13 protein-coding genes and 1 other RNA gene are annotated in these 18166 nt (G+C 61.6%); 3 read left to right on the forward strand and 11 right to left on the reverse strand.

The window, feature by feature from the left end:
* Positions 1-257: 257 nt before the first annotated feature.
* Positions 258-2633: a tetratricopeptide repeat protein gene (locus tag ACK5NW_RS13865; RefSeq protein WP_416929053.1), complete on the forward strand. Its 2376-nt coding sequence runs from the start codon at positions 258-260 to the stop codon at positions 2631-2633.
* Between the two features lie 24 nt (positions 2634-2657).
* Here the strand turns inward: ACK5NW_RS13865 and ACK5NW_RS13870 are convergent, their stop codons facing one another.
* The gene (locus tag ACK5NW_RS13870) at positions 2658-3125 is read right to left on the reverse strand and encodes a glycerate kinase (protein WP_416929055.1); all 468 of its coding nucleotides are present in this window, start codon (positions 3123-3125) and stop codon (positions 2658-2660) included.
* Positions 3126-3170: 45 nt separating this feature from the next.
* Complete coding sequence (locus ACK5NW_RS13875) at positions 3171-4742, reverse strand: BCCT family transporter (protein ID WP_416929057.1); 1572 nt, start codon at positions 4740-4742, stop codon at positions 3171-3173.
* Between the two features lie 95 nt (positions 4743-4837).
* Here ACK5NW_RS13875 and ACK5NW_RS13880 point away from each other — a divergent pair, with 95 nt between their 5' ends.
* Positions 4838-5515: a MarC family protein gene (locus tag ACK5NW_RS13880; protein ID WP_416929059.1), complete on the forward strand. Its 678-nt coding sequence runs from the start codon at positions 4838-4840 to the stop codon at positions 5513-5515.
* A 135-nt stretch (positions 5516-5650) separates the two neighbouring features.
* Here ACK5NW_RS13880 and proX read toward each other — a convergent pair whose 3' ends face one another.
* From proX to proV, 3 genes are read right to left on the reverse strand one after another with little or no spacing between them, the layout of a single operon-like run.
* Entirely contained in the window at positions 5651-6667 is a 1017-nt protein-coding gene (gene proX, locus ACK5NW_RS13885; protein WP_416929061.1) for a glycine betaine/L-proline ABC transporter substrate-binding protein ProX, read from the reverse strand.
* Between the two features lie 37 nt (positions 6668-6704).
* Positions 6705-7820 carry a glycine betaine/L-proline ABC transporter permease ProW gene (gene proW / locus ACK5NW_RS13890; RefSeq protein WP_416929063.1) on the reverse strand — a complete coding sequence of 372 codons (1116 nt, stop codon included), beginning with the start codon at positions 7818-7820 and terminating at the stop codon, positions 6705-6707.
* A 27-nt stretch (positions 7821-7847) separates the two neighbouring features.
* Positions 7848-9092 (reverse strand): glycine betaine/L-proline ABC transporter ATP-binding protein ProV, encoded by a 1245-nt coding sequence (gene proV / locus ACK5NW_RS13895; RefSeq protein ID WP_416929065.1) that lies wholly within the window; start codon positions 9090-9092, stop codon positions 7848-7850.
* Positions 9093-9600: 508 nt separating this feature from the next.
* Here proV and ACK5NW_RS13900 point away from each other — a divergent pair.
* Positions 9601-11184, forward strand: coding sequence for a hypothetical protein (locus tag ACK5NW_RS13900; RefSeq protein ID WP_416929067.1), 1584 nt, complete (start codon positions 9601-9603; stop codon positions 11182-11184).
* Positions 11185-11259: 75 nt separating this feature from the next.
* Here ACK5NW_RS13900 and hslU read toward each other — a convergent pair whose 3' ends face one another.
* From hslU to rnpB, 6 genes are all read right to left on the reverse strand, one after another.
* A complete protein-coding gene (gene hslU / locus ACK5NW_RS13905) occupies positions 11260-12594 on the reverse strand; it encodes an ATP-dependent protease ATPase subunit HslU (protein WP_416929069.1) in 1335 nt (444 codons plus the stop codon).
* Positions 12595-12672: 78 nt separating this feature from the next.
* Positions 12673-13218: an ATP-dependent protease subunit HslV gene (gene hslV, locus ACK5NW_RS13910; RefSeq protein ID WP_416929071.1), complete on the reverse strand. Its 546-nt coding sequence runs from the start codon at positions 13216-13218 to the stop codon at positions 12673-12675.
* An 86-nt stretch (positions 13219-13304) separates the two neighbouring features.
* Entirely contained in the window at positions 13305-15269 is a 1965-nt protein-coding gene (locus tag ACK5NW_RS13915) for an STAS domain-containing protein (RefSeq protein WP_416929073.1), read from the reverse strand.
* Between the two features lie 39 nt (positions 15270-15308).
* Entirely contained in the window at positions 15309-16094 is a 786-nt protein-coding gene (dksA, locus tag ACK5NW_RS13920; protein WP_416929075.1) for an RNA polymerase-binding protein DksA, read from the reverse strand.
* 308 nt (positions 16095-16402) lie between these two features.
* Entirely contained in the window at positions 16403-17449 is a 1047-nt protein-coding gene (locus ACK5NW_RS13925) for a CobW family GTP-binding protein (protein WP_416929077.1), read from the reverse strand.
* Between the two features lie 257 nt (positions 17450-17706).
* Positions 17707-18067, reverse strand: an RNA gene (gene rnpB / locus ACK5NW_RS13930) — RNase P RNA component class A.
* Between the last annotated feature and the right edge of the window lie 99 nt (positions 18068-18166).

The following is an 18166-nucleotide window of genomic DNA, read 5'->3' on the forward strand; positions in this document are numbered from 1 at the left end:
AAGTCTCAGCGTGCGGGGTGTGGGATGCGAATCAGGATGGGCTGCAAGGCGCAAACCGCAGCAATACCTAGCGGTATCGCGAGGATTTGCAACGCAGCAGACCGCCCGAGGCCGCGCCCACACACCCGCGCAGAGACTTTGAACACGCTCTAAAGCCGCCTGCATTTGAGCGGTATTGAGCGGCGGCAGGCTGCTCAGGCAGGCCCTGGTCAAGCATGAGGGACAATTTGCGCTGTTTTTTGCTGTCTTGACCTGACATGTCCAAGCCCCCACGCGGTCGCGCCCGGCCGCCATCCATGGCCAGCAGCTTGATGTTTGGCACCAGCGCGACCCGCGCCGCGCCCTCTGCCGCTGCTTCCAGCACCTCACCGGCCACCCAGTTGCAGCAGGCCGTGGCTTTGCTGCGCCAAGGCCAGGGCAGTCGCGCCGAAACCCTGTTGCGCGCGCTGATGCAGCAACCCGCCGCGCGTTTTGACGCCGTGCACCTGCTGGGCTTGATCCAGCTTCAGCGCAAGGACGCGGCAGCGGCGCTGGGCTATTTTGAGCAAGCCATGCAACTGCGCCCTGATGCCGTGCCACTGCTCAACAACATGGGCATCGCTTTGCGTGAGCTGGGCCGCTTGCAAGAGGCACTGGCACATTACGAGCGTGCGCTGGCGCTGCAACCCGATTACGTGGAAGCGCTGGTCAACCGCGGCAACACCTTGCGCACGCTGGGCCAGCCCCAGACCGCGCTGGACAGCTACGCCCGCGCCTTGCAACTGCAAGCGGCGCATCCGCAGGCGCTGAACAACCGCGCGCTGGCGCTGCGCGAGCTGGGTCAGTTGGATCAGGCGCTGGCCAGCGTCCGCACCGCCAACGCGGCCCGGCCTGATTACGTTGAGGCGCTGATGACCGAAGGACTGCTGCTGCAAGACCTCAAGCAACCCAGCGACGCCCTGGCCGTGTACCAACGCGTACTGGCGCTGCAACCGGCGCACGCCCAGGCGCTGAACGCCCAGGGCAGCGCGCTGGAAGATTTGCAACGCCCCGCTGATGCCCTGGCCTGTTACGACCAGGCCTTGCGCCACGTCCCCGGTCTGCCCGATGCGCTGGCCAACCGTGCCAGCGCGCTGGAGGCATTGCACCGCATGGACGAGGCCGTGCAAGCCTATGACCAGGCCATTGCCGCACAGCCCCAACGCGCAGCGCTGCTGTCCAACGCGGGGGCACTGCTGGCGCGTCTGGGCCGCCATGCTGCAGCTGCGCAACGCTATCAGGCCGCGCTGACTGCCGACCCCGCATTGCCCTACACCGCAGGCGCGCTGCTGCACAGCCGCATGCAACGCTGCGACTGGGCAGACCACGCCGCCGACGTACAGGCGCTGGAGCAGGCCGTGGCCGCAGGCCAGCGCGTGGTCACGCCGTTTCAGTTTCTGGGCCTGTCAGGGCAAGCGGCGCTGCAAAAACAATGCGCCGAGATTTACACCCAGGACCAACACCGCCAGCGCCCGCCGCTGACGGTGCCGCGCGCTGCCCCGCTGCCCGATGGCCGCCTGCGCCTGGCGTATTTGTCGGCCGATCTGCACGACCACGCCACCGCGCACCTGATGGCAGACGTGTTCGACGCCCACGACCACAGCCGCTTCGAACTGTGGACCTTCTCGATAGGCCCCGAAACCGGCGACGCCATGCAGCAGCGCTTGAAGGGGGCGTTCAACCATTTCATCGACGCTCGCCGCCTGAGCGATCAGGCTGTGGCCGAGCGCATCGCCCGCGCGGGCATCGACATCTTGATCGACTTGAAGGGCTACACCCGCGACAGTCGCCCCGACATCCTGGCCTGGCGGCCCGCGCCGCTGCAAGTGAGCTACCTGGGCTACCCCGGCACGCTGGGCGCGCCATACATCGACGCCGTGCTGGCCGATGCCGTGCTGGTGCCGCCAGGCGATGAGGCGCACTACACCGAGCGTGTGCTGCGTCTGCCCGGCAGCTACCAGGCCAATAACGCCTTGCACGCGCTGGACACGCCCGCGCCCACGCGCGCCGAAGCGGGCCTGCCCGCCAGCGGCGTGGTGTTCAGTTGCTTCAACAACGCCTGGAAGATCAGCCCGCCGGTGTTCGATGCCTGGATGCAAATCCTCACCGCCGTGCCTGCCAGCGTGCTGTGGCTGCTGCAAGATCATGAGGATGCCGCCGCCAACCTGCGTCGCGAAGCCGCAGCGCGTGGCGTGACCGCCGAACGGCTGGTGTTTGCCCCGCGCGTGGCCCACGCCGAACATCTGGCGCGTCAATCCTTGGCCGATTTGTTTTTGGACACCCAGCCCTACGGTGCGCACACCACCGCCAGCGATGCACTGCGCCAAGGCGTGCCGGTGCTGACTTGCCGGGGCGGCAGCTTTGCCGCCCGGGTAGGGGCCAGTCTGCTGACGGCATTGGATTTGCCAGAGTTGATCGCACCTGATTTGCCCGGCTACACCGCGCGGGCCATCGAATTGGCGAGCGACCCCGCGTTATTGCAGGCTCTGCGCCACAAGCTGTCAGCGCAAAGGCAAGCCACCGAACTGTTTGCGCCCAAACGCTTTGCGGTCGACTTCGAGGCCGCGCTGATTCGGCTGCATGACGACAGCGCCCGTCCGGCTGTTGCAGCGTGAGTTTTGGCGGGCAGCGCCGCCCTATCAAAGCAGCGATGACGGCGTTGGCGTGCTGCTTTGCATTTGCGCCGCCTCTGCCTGCGCGCTGTCGTTGTTGCTGTCGCTTTCGGGGCGCTCCAGTTGCCAGCGCACCAGCCGCCCCTGATTGAATTCGGCCGTCACGAAAGAATCGCCCGGATCGGTCCAGCGGTACACCTCGGGCTGGGTGTCTTTGGAGGTTTGCAACTGGCCGATCGAGCGCGTCAGCGCCAGCACGTGCAGCAGCGACACTCTGGGCTTGAGCTTGGCGTTCAGCATCACGGCGCTGTCGATGTAGCCGATGGGGCGGTCAGCCGTGCGCTTGAGCACCGCCATCACCCGGTTCATGTACAGCAAAAACCACATCACCAGCCCGCTGGCGACCAGCGCCAACCCCGCCCAGCCGCCCATGCGCCAGCCGCTGGCCCCCAGGGCCACGGCGCACAGCACCACCAAAATTTTGCGTCCCATCATGCGGCGATTGTCACCGCAGGAAGGACGCTGGCGGGGGCGGTTGCTTCAAGACTGGCTTGAAGACGCGTCTTGCGTGCGCTGCTGCACCTCTTTGGCTTTTTCTTCCGCCGCGTAGCGCTCGACCAAATGCTTCAGATCGCGCTCGTGGCGTTGCTCGGCTTCCCAATCCTGGCGGATGGCCCGCGTCAGCGCAATGGCCATCAACACCAGCACCAGCGAGAACGGCAGTGCAAACACAATGGTGGCGGTCTGCACAGCCTTCAGTCCACCGGCCAACAGCAAGGCGATGGCAATGCCAGACACCAGCACGCCCCACACCACCTTGCTGCGGTTGGGCGGGATGGGGTTGCCGTCGTTGCTCATGGTGGCCAACACCAGCGTGGCCGAATCGCCCGAGGTGACAAAAAACACCAGCACCAGCACCGTGGCCAAAATGGAGGTGATGGTGCTCAGTGGCAGCTCCCCCAGCAGGGCGAACAGGGCCAGCGATGAATCCTTGCTGGCCACGCCAGACAGGCTGACGTGCTGGAAGATTTCCATGTTCAGGGCGGCACCGCCGAAGATCGAGAACCACACAAAGCCCACCAGCGTGGGCGCAATCACCACGCCCAGCAAAAATTCGCGGATGGTGCGACCGCGCGAGACGCGCGCGATGAACAGGCCCACGAAGGGCGACCACGCGATCCACCAGGCCCAGTAAAAAATGGTCCAGCCGCCCACCCAGCCTGATTCGCGAAACGGCGTCAGGCGCAGGCTCATGCGGGCAAACTCGGTCAGGTAGCTGCCCAGCGTGCTCGACAGCGTGTCCATGATGGCCACCGTGGGGCCGAAGATGAACACCGCCAGCGCCAGCAAGCCCGCGGCCAGCAAATTGGCCTGCGACAGCCATTTCACGCCGCGTTCCACACCAGTGACGGCCGAGCCAATGAACAGCAGCGTCACCACCACGATGATGCCGGTTTGCCAGTTGGGGCCGATGGGCATGCCAAACACGGTGTGCAGGCCGCTGTTGATTTGCGCCGCACCCATGCCCAGCGAGGCCGCCACGCCAAACGCTGTGGCCACCACGGCCATGATGTTGAACACTGGCGACAGGCTTTGCGCCCAGCGCCAGGACAGGGTTTCGGTGGCCGAGCTGACCAGCGCCTTGCTGCCACGCCGGAACTGAAAGTAAGCAATGGCCAGCGCCACGATGCCGTAAATGGCCCAAGGGTGCAGCCCCCAGTGAAAAAACGCGTAGCGCATGGCGGCGTTGGCCGCCTCGGGCGTGTTGGCGGCAATACCCGGCGGCGGTGTGCCGTAGTGCGTCAGCGGCTCGGCCACGCCCCAGTACACCAGCCCGATGCCCATGCCTGCGGCGAACAGCATGGCAAACCAGGCGGTGTTGGTAAATTCAGGCTCCTCGTCCTCTGCGCCCAGTTTCAAATCGCCATAGCGGCTGAAGGCCAGCACCACGGCCAGCACCACCAGGCCCAGCACGATCCACAGGTAAAGCCAGCCAAAATCGCGTGTGATCATGGCCAGCGCAGTGTTAAATACTTCGCCCAGACTGCTGGGCGATAGCAGCCCCCAGGCGACAATCAGGCCGATAATGCCGGCCGATATCAGCATTTGCATATGGTTTTTCCTTGTGTAATGAAGTGGTATTTAAGTTTTGTTTTGCTGCTGTGAGATTTTCGTAAACAGGCGTTTTGATTTAATTAATTGGTTGTATGGAATTCGCGGATTTGATCGGAGCGTTCAGCAAAGGCTTGTTGCTGGTGGTGGCAACCATCCTGCCCATCGTCAACCCGCCCGCCATGGCCCCCACTTTTCTGGCCATGACCGAAGGCGCTGCGCCCGCCACCCGCACCTTGCTGGCACGGCGCATTGGCATCAACGTGATGATGTCGCTGGTGGGGGCGATGGTGATTGGCAGTTACGTGCTGACGGTGTTTGGTATTTCGCTGCCCATCGTTCGGGTGGCTGGTGGCCTGATCGTGGCGGCCAATGCCTGGCGGCTGTTGACCGTCAACCCGTCGTCCACCGATGGCCGGGCCGAGCTGGCCGAGACCTTCACGGCCGAGCACGTGCGCGCCACGGCGTATTACCCCATGACGTTTCCGATCACTTTCGGCCCAGGCTCTATCGCTGCGTCGATCACCATTGGCGCGGCACTGCGCGACAGCCACGCCATGACCTCGTTGGTGCGCTTTTCGGGCGGTGTGGTGGGCGCAGCGCTCGTGGGTCTGGTGGTGTATCTGGTGTACCGCTTTGCCCGGCGCATGCTGCGCCCGCTGGGTGAAACTGGCACTACGGTGTTCTTGCGGCTGTCGGCCTTCATCTTGCTGTGCGTGGGCGTACAGATCATCTGGGATGGTGTCAGCGGTTTGGTGCAAACGCTGCACTGAGGCAGCGAAGACAGCAAAAGCTGCCAAGTCGGGAGATCGAAAAAACAAAATAGACCGCGCTGGGATAGGAACAAAAATGCGCCACGCATCGGGCGTGGCGCACCACGAAAAGCAAGTGCTGCTTTAAGCGCCGTGTTACTTGGCAGCCGCCAGCGCCTCGGCCACCCAGCCATCAAACTTGGCTTGGTTGGCCTTGATCCAGGCGTTGGTGTGCTTTTCAATGTCGGCCGGTTTGTTGGCCCCTTCGGACATGGCCATGTTTTGTGCGTTGATGTCGGCCACGGGCAGCTTCATCAGGCTGAACAGTTTTTTGGCGGCGGGGTTCTTGTCCACGAAAGCCTTGTTGGCCAGGATGCGCTGGGTATTGACCACAAAGCCGTAGTTCTGGCCATTGGGCAGTTTGGTGTCCAGCCCTTTTTGCTCGCCGGGCAGTGATGAGAAAGGCACTTGCAGCCATACCACGTCCTTGCCGGGCTTGAGCACGTTGCTGACCCAGTACGGCGTCCAGGTGTAATAAAAGACCGGCTGGCCAGCACGATAGCGGGTGATGGTGTCGGCAATCAGCGCCGAGTAGTTGCCCTGCACGTGTTGCACGTGGCCGCGCAGCTTGTAGGCGTCCAACTGGTGCTCGATGACTTTTTCGCAGCCCCAGCCGGGGTTGCAGCCGGTCATGTTGGCCTTGCCGTCGCCGTCGGTGTCGAACAGCTTGGCGATTTTTGGGTCGCTCATCTGGGCAATGTTGGTGATCTTGTGCGCGTCGGCGGTTTTCTTGTCGATCAGGTAGCCCTGCAAGGCATTGTCCGAGTAAATGTTGTCCCGCCACAGCTTGGCTGCGCCGCCAGCGTTCTTGAAGTAATCAGCGTGCAGCGGATCCCAGTGGTCAGCCAAAAAAGTGGCGTCGCCATTGCCGATGGCCAGATGGGCGGCAGGGTATTCCACCTCTTTGATGGGCTTGACGTCGTAGCCCAGCTTTTCCAGCCCTTTCATCACCAGCAGGGTTTGAAAGGTTTCTTCAGCGATGGAGCTTTTGAGCGGCTGCACCGTGACGCCCTTGCCAGGCAGATCGGCGGCCAGCGCGGATGTGGCCGTGGTGGCCAGGGTCAGACCGCAGGCGGCAATCAATGTGCGCAGGCGATGGTTTGTGAACTTCATGGATAACCTCCTGAAAAAGGTGGAAAAAAGAGGGTGTTCAGGCATGTGCTGATGCGGCGGCCGAAGTTTCAGCACGATGAAACAGCTGCCACACCAGCCCAATGGGGCCACGCATGTACCAGCGCAGGCTTTGATCACGTTTGGGCTGGCCCATGGTCTGGGTGATGCGGTCGAGCACGATGGCCAGAATGACGATGCCTAAACCACCCACGGTGGCCATACCCATGTCGAGTCGGCCAATACCGCGCAGCACCATCAGGCCCAGACCACCCACAGCGATCATGGAGGCGATGACCACCATCGACAGACTCAGCATCAGTGACTGGTTGATGCCCGCCATGATGGACGGCATGGCCAGTGGCAGTTGTACCTTGGTGAGCAACTGCCACGGCGAAGCGCCATAGGCCCGGGCGGCCTCCACCAGATCGGGGCGCACTTGGCGGATGCCCAGGTTCGTGAGGCGCACCAGCGGCGGCAGCGCAAAGATGATGGTGACAATGACGCCCGGTACGTTGCCAATGCCAAACAGCATGACCACCGGTACCAGGTAGACGAAGGCGGGCGTGGTCTGCATGGCGTCCAGAATGGGGCGCACGAAGCGTTGGGCGCGGTCGCTGGCGGCCAGCACAATGCCCAGCGGCAAGCCGATCACCACGCAAAACAGCAGCGATGTGAGCACCAGCGACAGCGTGACCATCGCATCCGGCCAGATGCCCAGCATGGCCACCACCAGCAGCGATGCCAGCGCAGCGATGCCCATGGCCCCGCCCGCCAGTTGCCAGGCCAGCAGCGACAGCAGCGCCACCATGAGCAGCGTGGGCGGGTATTGCAAGGCGGCTTCCACGCTGGTCAGCAATGTATCGACCGGGCCGCGCAGCGCCAGAAAGAAGGGGCGAAAGCGTTCCACCACCCAGTCCAGACCCTGGTTGATCCAGTCTTGCACGGGCAAGGTGCCATCCCAAAGCTGGTGCAGGGCAAAGCCTTGCTCTTGCACCGCCTGGGCGGGCGCATCCTGAATGAAGCTGGCGCTGGGCGCGGCACCTTCGCCCATCGACCAGGCGTCAACAGTGGGTGCCGAAGCTGGTGCTGCCGACGCATCCGGTGCGGAGGCAGCGGCGCTGGTGGCCCAGGGATCGATAACGGTGTCAGTCATGGATGAGGCTCCTTGTGCGGCGTTGGCTCAGGCCATGGCGGTTTCGGACGATGCAGGCAGCGGGTTGCCGTCGGCATCGGTGCTGCGGTCCAGAAACTTCAGCAGCGTGTTCTTGCTGATGGTGCCCAGCAGGCGGCCATCGTCAGCCACCACGGGCAGCGGCGTGTGCGCTTGCGCCACGGCACCAATCAGCTCGTGAATGGGGGTGGCCGCCGGTACCGCAGCCACGTCAGTCAGGAAAGCGTGCGACAGGCCCAACGGCCCTTCGTGCCCGCGCAAGGCGGCGCGCAATGAATCGCCCGACACTGCGCCCAGGTACTTGTGCTCGGGGCTGACCACGTAGCCCCAGTCGCGGTCTTCGTCTTGCAGGCGTTGCAGCATGGGGCGGCAGCCGCGCGAGGGGCTTTCAGAAATTTCGACCTGCGTGCGACGGGCAATGTCACCGGCTTTGAAGACCGCCGCAGCGTCCACCCCGCGGATGAAGTTGCGCACGTAGGCGTCGGCAGGCTTGCGCAAAATTTCTTCAGGTGTGCCCACCTGCACCACCTGACCGTCTTTCATGATGGCAATGCGGTCGCCAATGCGCATGGCCTCGTCCAAATCGTGCGAGATGAAGACGATGGTGCGGCGCTGTTGCTGCTGCAGGCGCAGCAGCTCGTCCTGCATGTCGGTGCGGATGATGGGGTCGAGCGCCGAGAACGCCTCGTCCATCAGCAAGATGGCCGGGTCGGCCGCCAGCGCGCGCGCCAGACCCACGCGCTGTTGCATGCCACCCGACAGCTCATCGGGGTAAGACTTGGCCCACACCTCCAGCCCCACCTGTGCCAATGCGGCGCGCGCCTGCTCAAGGCGTGTGGCTTTGTCCACGCCTGCCAGTTCCAGACCAAAGGCGGTGTTGTCCAGCACCGTCATATGCGGCAGCAGCGCGAAGGACTGGAACACCATGCTGATGTCCTTGCGGCGAAATTCGCGCAACTGTGCGTCATTGAAGTCGTTGATGTTTTGCCCGTCGACCACGATGCGTCCGGCGGTGGGTTCGATCAGCCGGTTGAGCAGTCGCACCAGCGTGGACTTGCCTGAACCCGACAGGCCCATGACGACAAAAATTTCACCCGCCTCGATGTGCAAACTGGCATCGAACACGCCAATCGACTGTCCGGTTTGCGCCACGATCTCTTGCTTGGACAGCCCTTCGCGCGCCAGTGTCAGCGCACGCTTAGGCGCGTCACCAAAGACTTTGAAAACGTGCTCGATCTGGATGGTTTTGGCCATGCGCTCCTTCCGGTGTGAGGTGGCAACGCCGCAACGCCTGCGGCTTGAAGCAGGCGCGGCGCAGTGCGCCACACAAAGGGATTTCCAGGTTGGGGCGGTGCCAGACGCAACGCTCCTCAAAGGGCGGGCGATGTGGGGCGCGCAAAGCCCCAGCAAGTCCTTGACGGCCCAGCCGCTGTGAACAAAAGCAAGCGGTAGATTGGGCGCGCCCACGGCTGTCAAGGCAACCGAAACCTTTGACCGCATGGGCGTCGATCCCAGCCAGCCAAAATTATATTATAACCTTTGCATATGAATCGACACAAAAATTGATGGAAACAGATATAAGAGAGGGCGCTTTAAGTGCGGAAAAACAGCCCATTTTCAGGCGCTATCGCTTGAAAATAAAGCAAAGTAAGCTATAGAAAGTGAAGTTAACTATCATCAAGCATTTTCAAATGACGTGAATGGTTGCGCCCTCTTGGACTGGACAGCCTGGTGCATGATTTAACAAGGGGAGAAAAAACACATGATGCGCGCCAAGATCAGAACGTGTTGTGTCACCTGGGCGGTGCTGATGCCCATGGTGCTGTCGGCCTGCGGCGGTGATGGGTCAGAAGAGGGGGTGACGGTGGTGCCCACGCCCACGCCCGCCGTTGGCGCTATCCCTAACGACTTTGACAGCGACGCCCACATGGCGGTGCGCGCGGCTTTGCCTACGGCCAGCACGGTGTCGGCGCTGGCAGTCGCCAGTAATCGCTGCGAGACAGGCGCTTTTCCGGCCTTCCAGGTCTGGCCGACGGCCCAGCTGTCTTCGCCTGCGCAGCCCGCTGCTTCAGGCACGCCGCTGATCCGGCAGATTCGAGATGGGCAGGTAATTGCCACCTACGACAGTCTGGGCAAGTCGGGTTGCTATCAGCCGGAGAACAACGATGCGTCGCCCGATCCCAGTTGCGGCGTGTTCTCGCGCGACTTTGGCCGCAATTGGCGAGAAGGTGACGTGTTCGAGATTTACCCCGCTGTTTATGAAGGCGAAGACCAGCAACCCTGGATCGGCCCGGCCTACAGCACGCATGCGCAGTACAACACGCGCGAGCCCACGGTGCCGCGCAACATCACGCTGCGCGGCATCACGGTGGATGGCAAGCGTCCAGTCATCCGGCTGTCGGCCAGCGGTGCGTCGAACAACACACTGGGCCAGGGGCTGGTGTATGTGGATGAATCCAGCGGTATCACGCTTGAAAACCTGGATATTGACGGTGGCACAGCAGGCAGCGTGGGCAAAGCGGGCGTGTACGTGCGCGCGGGAGAGAACCTGACGCTGCGCAACGTGCGCGTGAGTGGCTTTGGCCGCGTGGATGCCAACGGCATCTTCGTGGCGGGCGACGCATCCGGCGTGCTGCGCCTGGACGGGCTGGAGCTGAGCGGCAACGGCGGCGACAGCGGGCCAGAGCACAACATTTATGTCAACGCCAGCCATGTGGACGACAACTTCACCGTGTGGATGACCGGATCGTATTCGCACGACGTGTACTACGGCCACACCTTCAAATCGCGCGCACAAGTCAATCTGCTGGAGGGCAATTATTTTCAGGGAGGCGTGGGCGGCAGCCGCCAGGCCGAGGCATATCTGGTCGATCTGCCCGAAGGCGGGCGGGCCTTGCTGCGCAACAACCTGTTGATCAAAAACGCCTCGGGCGACAACTCCAACGGCGCGCTGGTGACCTACGCTGTCGAGGGCGCGCCCGCAGGCCGTACGCAGTCGCTGGTGATCGAGCACAACACCTTCATGGCCTATGCCAAGACCTACGACGGGCAGCACCTGATCTACCCCATCTTCACGCGCTACCAGTCGGACGACGGCACCAGCACCTGGCCGTTCGCCAAAGTGGCGGTTCAAAACAATGTATTTGTCGGCTTTTGCGGCACCCAAGGGCGTGCGGTCTACCGGGGTGATGCGGCTTGGACGCTGGATTTTGATGATCTGAACGCCGGTTTTTCGCCTTTTGTGAAAACCATGCAAGGCAACGCGCAAACCGTGGGCCGCCCGAGCTACGTGCACCAAAGCAGCAGCCAGCAGCGCCAGACGGCGCTGGCCGGTGCGTTTGATTGAGCCGTGTGTTGTGTGGTTGGCCGTGCCGTCAACGGATCATCAGGCCTGCTAGCCGCTGCATGTGGCAGCGCTGCGTCAAAGGATGTAGCGCGACAGGTCTTCGTCTTGACTGAGGGCCGACAGGCGCTCATCGACGTAAGCCGCATCGATCACCACGGTTTGCCCTTCCAGCCGGGTGGCGTTGAAGCTCACGTCGTCCAGCAGGCGCTCCATCACGGTGGACAGGCGCCGCGCGCCGATGTTCTCGGTCGATTCGTTGACGGCAAAGGCGATCTCGGCCAGGCGCGAAATGCCCTCGGGCCGAAAATCCAGCGCCACGCCTTCGGTCTGCATGAGCGCCTGGTACTGGCGCACCAAGGAGGCATCCGTCTGCATGAGGATGGCCTCGAAATCCTGCACCGACAATGACGCCAACTCCACCCGAATCGGCAAGCGCCCTTGCAGCTCAGGAATCAAATCGCTGGGTTTGGCCAGATGAAACGCGCCTGAGGCGATGAACAGGATGTGATCAGTGCGCACCATGCCGTATTTGGTGCTGACGGTGGTGCCTTCCACCAGCGGCAGCAAGTCGCGCTGAACCCCTTGGCGCGACACTTCGCCCGCACTGCTGCCTTCTCCGCTGCGCGAGGCCACCTTGTCGATCTCGTCAATGAAGACGATGCCGTTTTGTTCCAGGTTATGCACGGCCTGTTCGCGGATATCGTCGTCGTTGACCAGTTTGGCGGCTTCTTCGTCGATCAACTGCTTCATGGCTTCGCCAATGCGCACGCGGCGCGTTTTTTTGCGGCCCGTGCTCAGGTTGCCCAGCATGCCTTTGAGCTGCTCGGCCATGTCTTCCATGCCCGGCGGCCCCATGATTTCCATGGTGGGGGTGGGCAGGGCCAACTCGATCTCAATTTCTTTGTCGTTGAGCTGACCTTCGCGCAGTTTTTTGCGAAAAGCCTGACGCGCGGCCCCATCGGTGGGGGCTGCGTCGCTGCCGTCTGCGTTGCGCGCGGGCGGCAGCAGCACGTCCAGCACGCGCTCTTCGGCCAGGTCTTCGGCGCGCGAGCGGTGCTGTTTCATGGCTTGCTCGCGCTGCTGTTTGACGGCCATCTCGGCCAGATCACGAATGATGGCGTCGACATCTTTGCCCACATAACCGACTTCGGTGAACTTGGTGGCTTCGACCTTGATAAAGGGCGCATTGGCCAGCCGGGCCAGTCGGCGTGCAATCTCAGTCTTGCCCACGCCGGTGGGGCCGATCATCAAAATGTTTTTGGGCGTGATTTCGGGGCGCAGCTTGTCATCGACCTGCTGGCGGCGCCAGCGGTTGCGCAGCGCAATGGCGACGGCGCGCTTGGCGTCTTGCTGGCCAACGATAAAGCGATCAAGTTCGGAGACGATCTCCTGCGGCGTCATGGCAGACATGGGCATCTATCAATCATGAATGAAAATAGGCTTTAGAGCTAGAAATATCTGCGTTAGCAGCTATTTATTGAGGAGCAGCTACAGCGTTTCAACGGTGTGGTGCATGTTGGTGTAAATGCACAGCTCGCCAGCGATTTCCAGCGCTTTTTTGACCACCTGATCGGCGGGCAGCTCGGTGTGATCGAGCAGCGCCTTGGCGGCCGATTGTGCATAGGCGCCGCCGGAGCCGATGGCGACCAGGCCGTGCTCAGGCTCCAGCACGTCGCCATTGCCAGTGATGATGAGCGAAGTTTCTTTATCAGCAACCGCCAGCATGGCTTCAAGCCGACGCAGCACGCGGTCAGTGCGCCAATCTTTGGTCAGCTCAATGGCGGCCCGGCTCAGGTGGCCTTGGTGCTTTTCCAGTTTGGCCTCAAAACGCTCGAACAGCGTAAAGGCGTCGGCTGTGGCCCCCGCAAAACCTGCCAGCACCTTGCCGTGGTAGAGCTTGCGCACCTTGCGCGCAGAGCCTTTGACCACAATGTGGCCCAGCGTTACCTGGCCATCGCCGCCAATGGCAACTTGCCAGCCCTCGGGTGTCTGGCGGCGGACGCTGACGATGGTGGTTCCGTGAAATGATTCCATCGTCTTATGGTGATGGCAAAACGTGATGAATCAAGGGGACAGGTGTTCAGCATCTGCATATTTCAGATGCGTGGGGGTGGCTGCGGTCAATCGGCCCGCAGGACGACGCTGGCGTTTTCGGTAATGCCAATCACGCCAAAAAAGGCTGCCACCAGCCGGTTCACCTGCTTGAAAGTGACGGCGCGCCCAAGGCTGCCTTGGGCCATGGCCCAGTTGAGCAAATCGCCCGCCGCACCAAAGTCCACCCGCCGCAAGGTGCGGCAGTTCAATTCGACGACGGTCATGCCGGCGTCGATGCGAATCGCTTGCAGTGTCGTCTCGGCTGAACCCACCAGCTCCCCCGTCAGTTCTGCGCGCTGGATGCCATCGCCCAGCCCGCCTAAAGCACTAGGTGGCGGCTCCGTGTGGCCAAACTGACTCGTTGGCAGGCTGTCATGCGCTTGGTCACCCTCATCGGGTAGCAGCGTATGGCCTTCGTCGGACAGCGGACTGTAGCTGCTGGCCGGGTCTTCCCAGGCGGGTGGCGATACTTCGTAGGTCACGCAATAGCTCAACGCCACAAAATCAAACTGATCCATCTCGCCCATAACGCGCAGTAAATTCAGTCGCGTGCCCCACCACTGCGGATCGGCAGATCGATCGTCGGCGGGGGAATGATCTTCCAGTATTTGCAGTACATGCTCGGCTCCTGCAAAACGCAGTTGCACCGGCTCACTGGCCCAGCGTTTGAACAGATTGTCCAAAATGGGCAAGGCGTCCAGCTCCATTGTTTTGAGCTTGCGCCAGTCAATGCGCCAGGGCTGCGGTGAGCGCGCCAATGCCCCATTCAAGGCCGCGAACGACTGCGCATTCAGACTGGCCGGACATACCCAATGAAAAGTCCCTGCGGGTTTGGCGACAGGTGCCACCGTGCTGGCCACTGGGCCGGGCGAGACCACCGCTTCGCGCCCCCATTGCGGGGCCGAGCGCCCAAAGCGGGCTGCAAACTGCAACGCCATGCCATCGAACTTGTCTTGTGCGTCCGTGGCGCGGTACAGATCGAACAGGGTCAGCCAAGTGTCGGTGTCGTCTTCGCGCCGCCCGCCTTCGGCCAGCAACTCGAGCAAGCCCGCCTCGGCACCTTCTGCATCGCCATTGGCAAAACGCACAGCAACTTCTTCGATTTCAGGGTCCAGCTTGGCAGGGGCTGCCACCTCCACCTGAAAGTCGCCCACCATGCCACCCAGAAAGTCACCATCCGTAAAGATGGGCTTGGGCACGTGGGGTGCCGCAGTCGGCCTGAGTGAGGTTGTCGCTGGCATCGCTGATGGCGGCATAGCCGGGGGCATCGGCATGGCGGCAGGCGCTGAAGCAGCTGCCTGCGCGTGTTTGCCCGCGCGAATGCGTGCCAGCTCGGCCTCGAACTCCGCGTCGTCCATGGGCACGGTGTGCACGAAGGTGCCGGGCAGTCTTTCTGCTGCACCGTGCGATAGCACTCCAGAATTTTCCATCGGCAGCCTGGAAGATGAAGAATGTGAGGCTGAAGACGGAGAAACTGAGGAGTGAGGAAAAGACGGCGCGTGGGCAGAGGTGGTGATGTCAGGTGCTCTTGCTGTCGATGCGGCCGCAGCTTGGTTGGTGGCGGGCACAGATGCGGTTTGCCCCCCTGAGGCCTGACCATCGGGACGTTTCAACCAGGTCGTCGACATTTGCGCTTCAATTTCGTCGATCTTTTTGATCGTGTGCTCGCGCTTGATCTGATTGTCAGCAGGTTGCTCGCTGGGGAAATAAGAAGGGCCAGGCAAGGCATCTTCCGGATTCAGTTTTTCCTTGCGCCGCAACTTGCGCAGCATGTCGAATTCGCGGTTGCGCACAAAGTCATTGCGGCGCTTGCGTTCGATCATCTCCTTGAGCGCCAGACGTGATTCGGAATGACCAGAATCGGCAGGCTCCGGCCGGTCCAGATCAGCCCAATGCGTGGTTGGGCTTTTGACGAACTTGACCATTTTGGAGAGCAAGCCCCCACGGCTGCTGGAGTTTCCGCTGCCGTCCGTGTCGGGTGTTTTGCTCATGGTCAAACGCTCTCCTGCGCTGGATGTTTGGCGCAACTGTCAGTCGCCAAACATCTTCTGTTTCATTTCGCGGCGCTGCTGCGCTTCCAGCGACAGTGTGGCTGTCGGGCGGGCCAGCAGACGCGGCACGCCAATCGGCTCGCCTGTTTCGTCGCAATAGCCGTAGTCGTCCGCGTCAATGCGGGCGATGGATTGTTCAATCTTTTTCAGCAACTTGCGCTCGCGATCGCGTGTGCGAAGCTCTAGCGCATGCTCTTCTTCGATGGTGGCTCGGTCTGCTGGGTCGGGCACCACCACGGTGTCATCGCGCAGGTTTTCCGCCGTTTGGTCGGCGTTGGCCAAGATGCCGTTTTTCAGGTCGACCAGCTTGAGGCGGAAAAACGCCAGTTGCGTGCCGTTCATGTATTCGCCGTCGGGCATGGCGATCACCTCGGCATCCGAGAGTTGCTCGACGGGTTTGGATTTCCAGTTGTTGGCCAATTTGGGGTTTTTCTTGACGGCGACAGGCACAGGAGGAGGTGCCACGATGGGCATAGGCAAAATTTTTGGAGCAACTGCAGGTGCTGTTGCCGGGGCAGCCTTGGTCGCTTTTTTGTTTGGCGCAGATTTCTTGCGTGATGAAACAAGGTTGGTAGGCTTGACGGGGGTTTTGGCCACAGTTGCTTGCTTTTTGGCGACAACCCCTTTTGGGGTAGCGAAAGTCTTGGCCGCAGTGGGTTTAGCGGCACCCCTTTTGGCAGCCACAACTTTTCGAGCCGCTGGTTTGGCAGTCGGTACTTTGGTCGAAGTTGCCTTCGATTGGGCCGTTTTTTTGGCCGCAGCCATGGATTTCACTTCTGGCGTCTCCTGTCGTAACCGCACAAGCTCCAAGTTTGTACCGTCACGTGACGTGCGGGACAAAGCATCTATGCCCAACCCCGCGTAAAGCCCGCTCATTCACCGAACCGGGCAACCTCACCAGACCACTATGAGTCTGGTGACCAACGACTTCAGAGGCGGCGATTGTATCGGTACCGCGACATATGCCGCAGCCAAGGGCATGCCAAGTCGGTTACAGAATGTTGAAACTGCGCAATTTCGCGCAATCCTGTACGATTGACGGCGTCATATTTGGAATGCTGTGGCAGCAGTCATCACACCAAGCATTGCTCTAAACCCTGGGTCAAGATATCGCGTGGCAGATCGATGCCGATGAACACCATTTTGCTCACGCGCGGCTCATCAGGCTTCCAGACTGGCCCCAGGTCGCTTCCCATGAGCTGGTGCACGCCTTGGAAAATCACTTTGCGCTCGACCCATTGCATCGACAGCACGCCTTTGTAGCGCAGCATGCGCGGCCCATAAATGTTGACGATGGCACCTAAAAAATCCTCCAGCCTGGCCGGATCAAAGGCGCGTTCGGCGCGAAAGATAAAGCTTTTGACGTCATCGTCATGATGGTGGTGGTGCCCATGCTGGTGCGAGGGGTGATCGCAATGTTCGCCATGTGCATGGTCATGGTCATGGTGATCGTGGTGGTCGTCGACGGTCAGAAAATCCGGATCAATGTCCAGCTTGGCGTTCAGGTTGAAACCCCGTAGATCAAACACGTCCTTGATGGGCACAGCACCAAAATGTGCCACGCGCTGCTCGGCGCGCGGGTTCATGTGCTTTAAGCGGTGCTGCAAGGTGGCCAGCTCGTCGGCTGACACCAGATCGGCCTTGCTGATGAAAATCTGATCGGCAAAGCCCACTTGGCGCTGCGCCTCCACGCGGTCATTCAGTTGCTGAGAAGCGTGCTTGGCGTCTACCAAGGTGACGATGGCGTCCAGCAAAAAACTTTCGGCGATTTCGTCGTCCATGAAAAAGGTTTGCGCGACCGGGCCCGGATCGGCCAGGCCGGTGGTTTCGATCACCACACGCTCAAAATCCAGCTCGCCCTTGCGCCGTTTGGCGGCCAGGTCGGCCAGCGTGGCGCGTAAATCTTCACGGATGGTGCAGCAGATGCAGCCATTGCTCATCTGGATGATCTGCTCGTTGGCATCGGTCACCAGAATGTCGTTGTCGATGTTCTCTTCGCCAAACTCGTTTTCGATCACGGCAATTTTTTGACCATGCGCCTCGGTCAACACGCGCTGAAGCAAGGTGGTTTTGCCCGAACCTAAAAATCCCGTGAGGATGGTGGCAGGAATCAATGACATGGCAGCCCGGTGCACCCTAACGTGGGTATGAAGTGAATGAAAAACCAGCGTGCAGTTTAGCGATGTCTTAAAAATGGCATGCTTTTGAGCGAAGAACTGTCGGTCTTACTTCTCGAGGCCGCGCAGCAGGCGTGCCCACCTCGCTGCGGAGCAAGCGATACGGGAACGCCGTGGCCGACGCACCCCCAGTCACCAACGCTGCCCCCTCAGAGGAAAGGCGCGCAGCACCACAGGGGGTACGTAAAGGTACGTCAATAGTGTGAAGCCCGCCGATACGCCGGATTCTGTGCAGCGCGGTGACCCGCGCTGTGACCGCCATCAATCTGGGCCGCCGGTCGCCCGGGCGGCTCGGTGCCACCTACCCGCCAGCTCAGCGGGTCGCCTCAACGCTGGCCTACTTGGTGTTGCTGCGCGCAGAGATTGCCCGTTTCACCCACCTTGGTTGCTCGTACCTCTGGCTTGCGCCTTCGGTGCGGCACCCAAGGTGACTCGTCTCTGTTGCTCTGATCCTCACCTCACGGTGGAGAGCCGTTAGCTCCTGCGCTTACCCTGTGCAGTCCGGACGTTCCTCCAGCGCGCCCTTTCGGGCCTTGCGCCAGCGGCGGTCTGGCGGGCTTCACGGGGTGCATTATCGCTTTCAGTTATATCCATAGGCGTGACGCGGCGTGTGCACTGCGCCAGAATGGCCCACTTCACCCTTTTGAACCTGAAGAGACA

The organism is Ottowia sp., assembly GCF_047975795.1.
Classification (GTDB): Bacteria; Pseudomonadota; Gammaproteobacteria; order Burkholderiales; family Burkholderiaceae_C; genus Ottowia.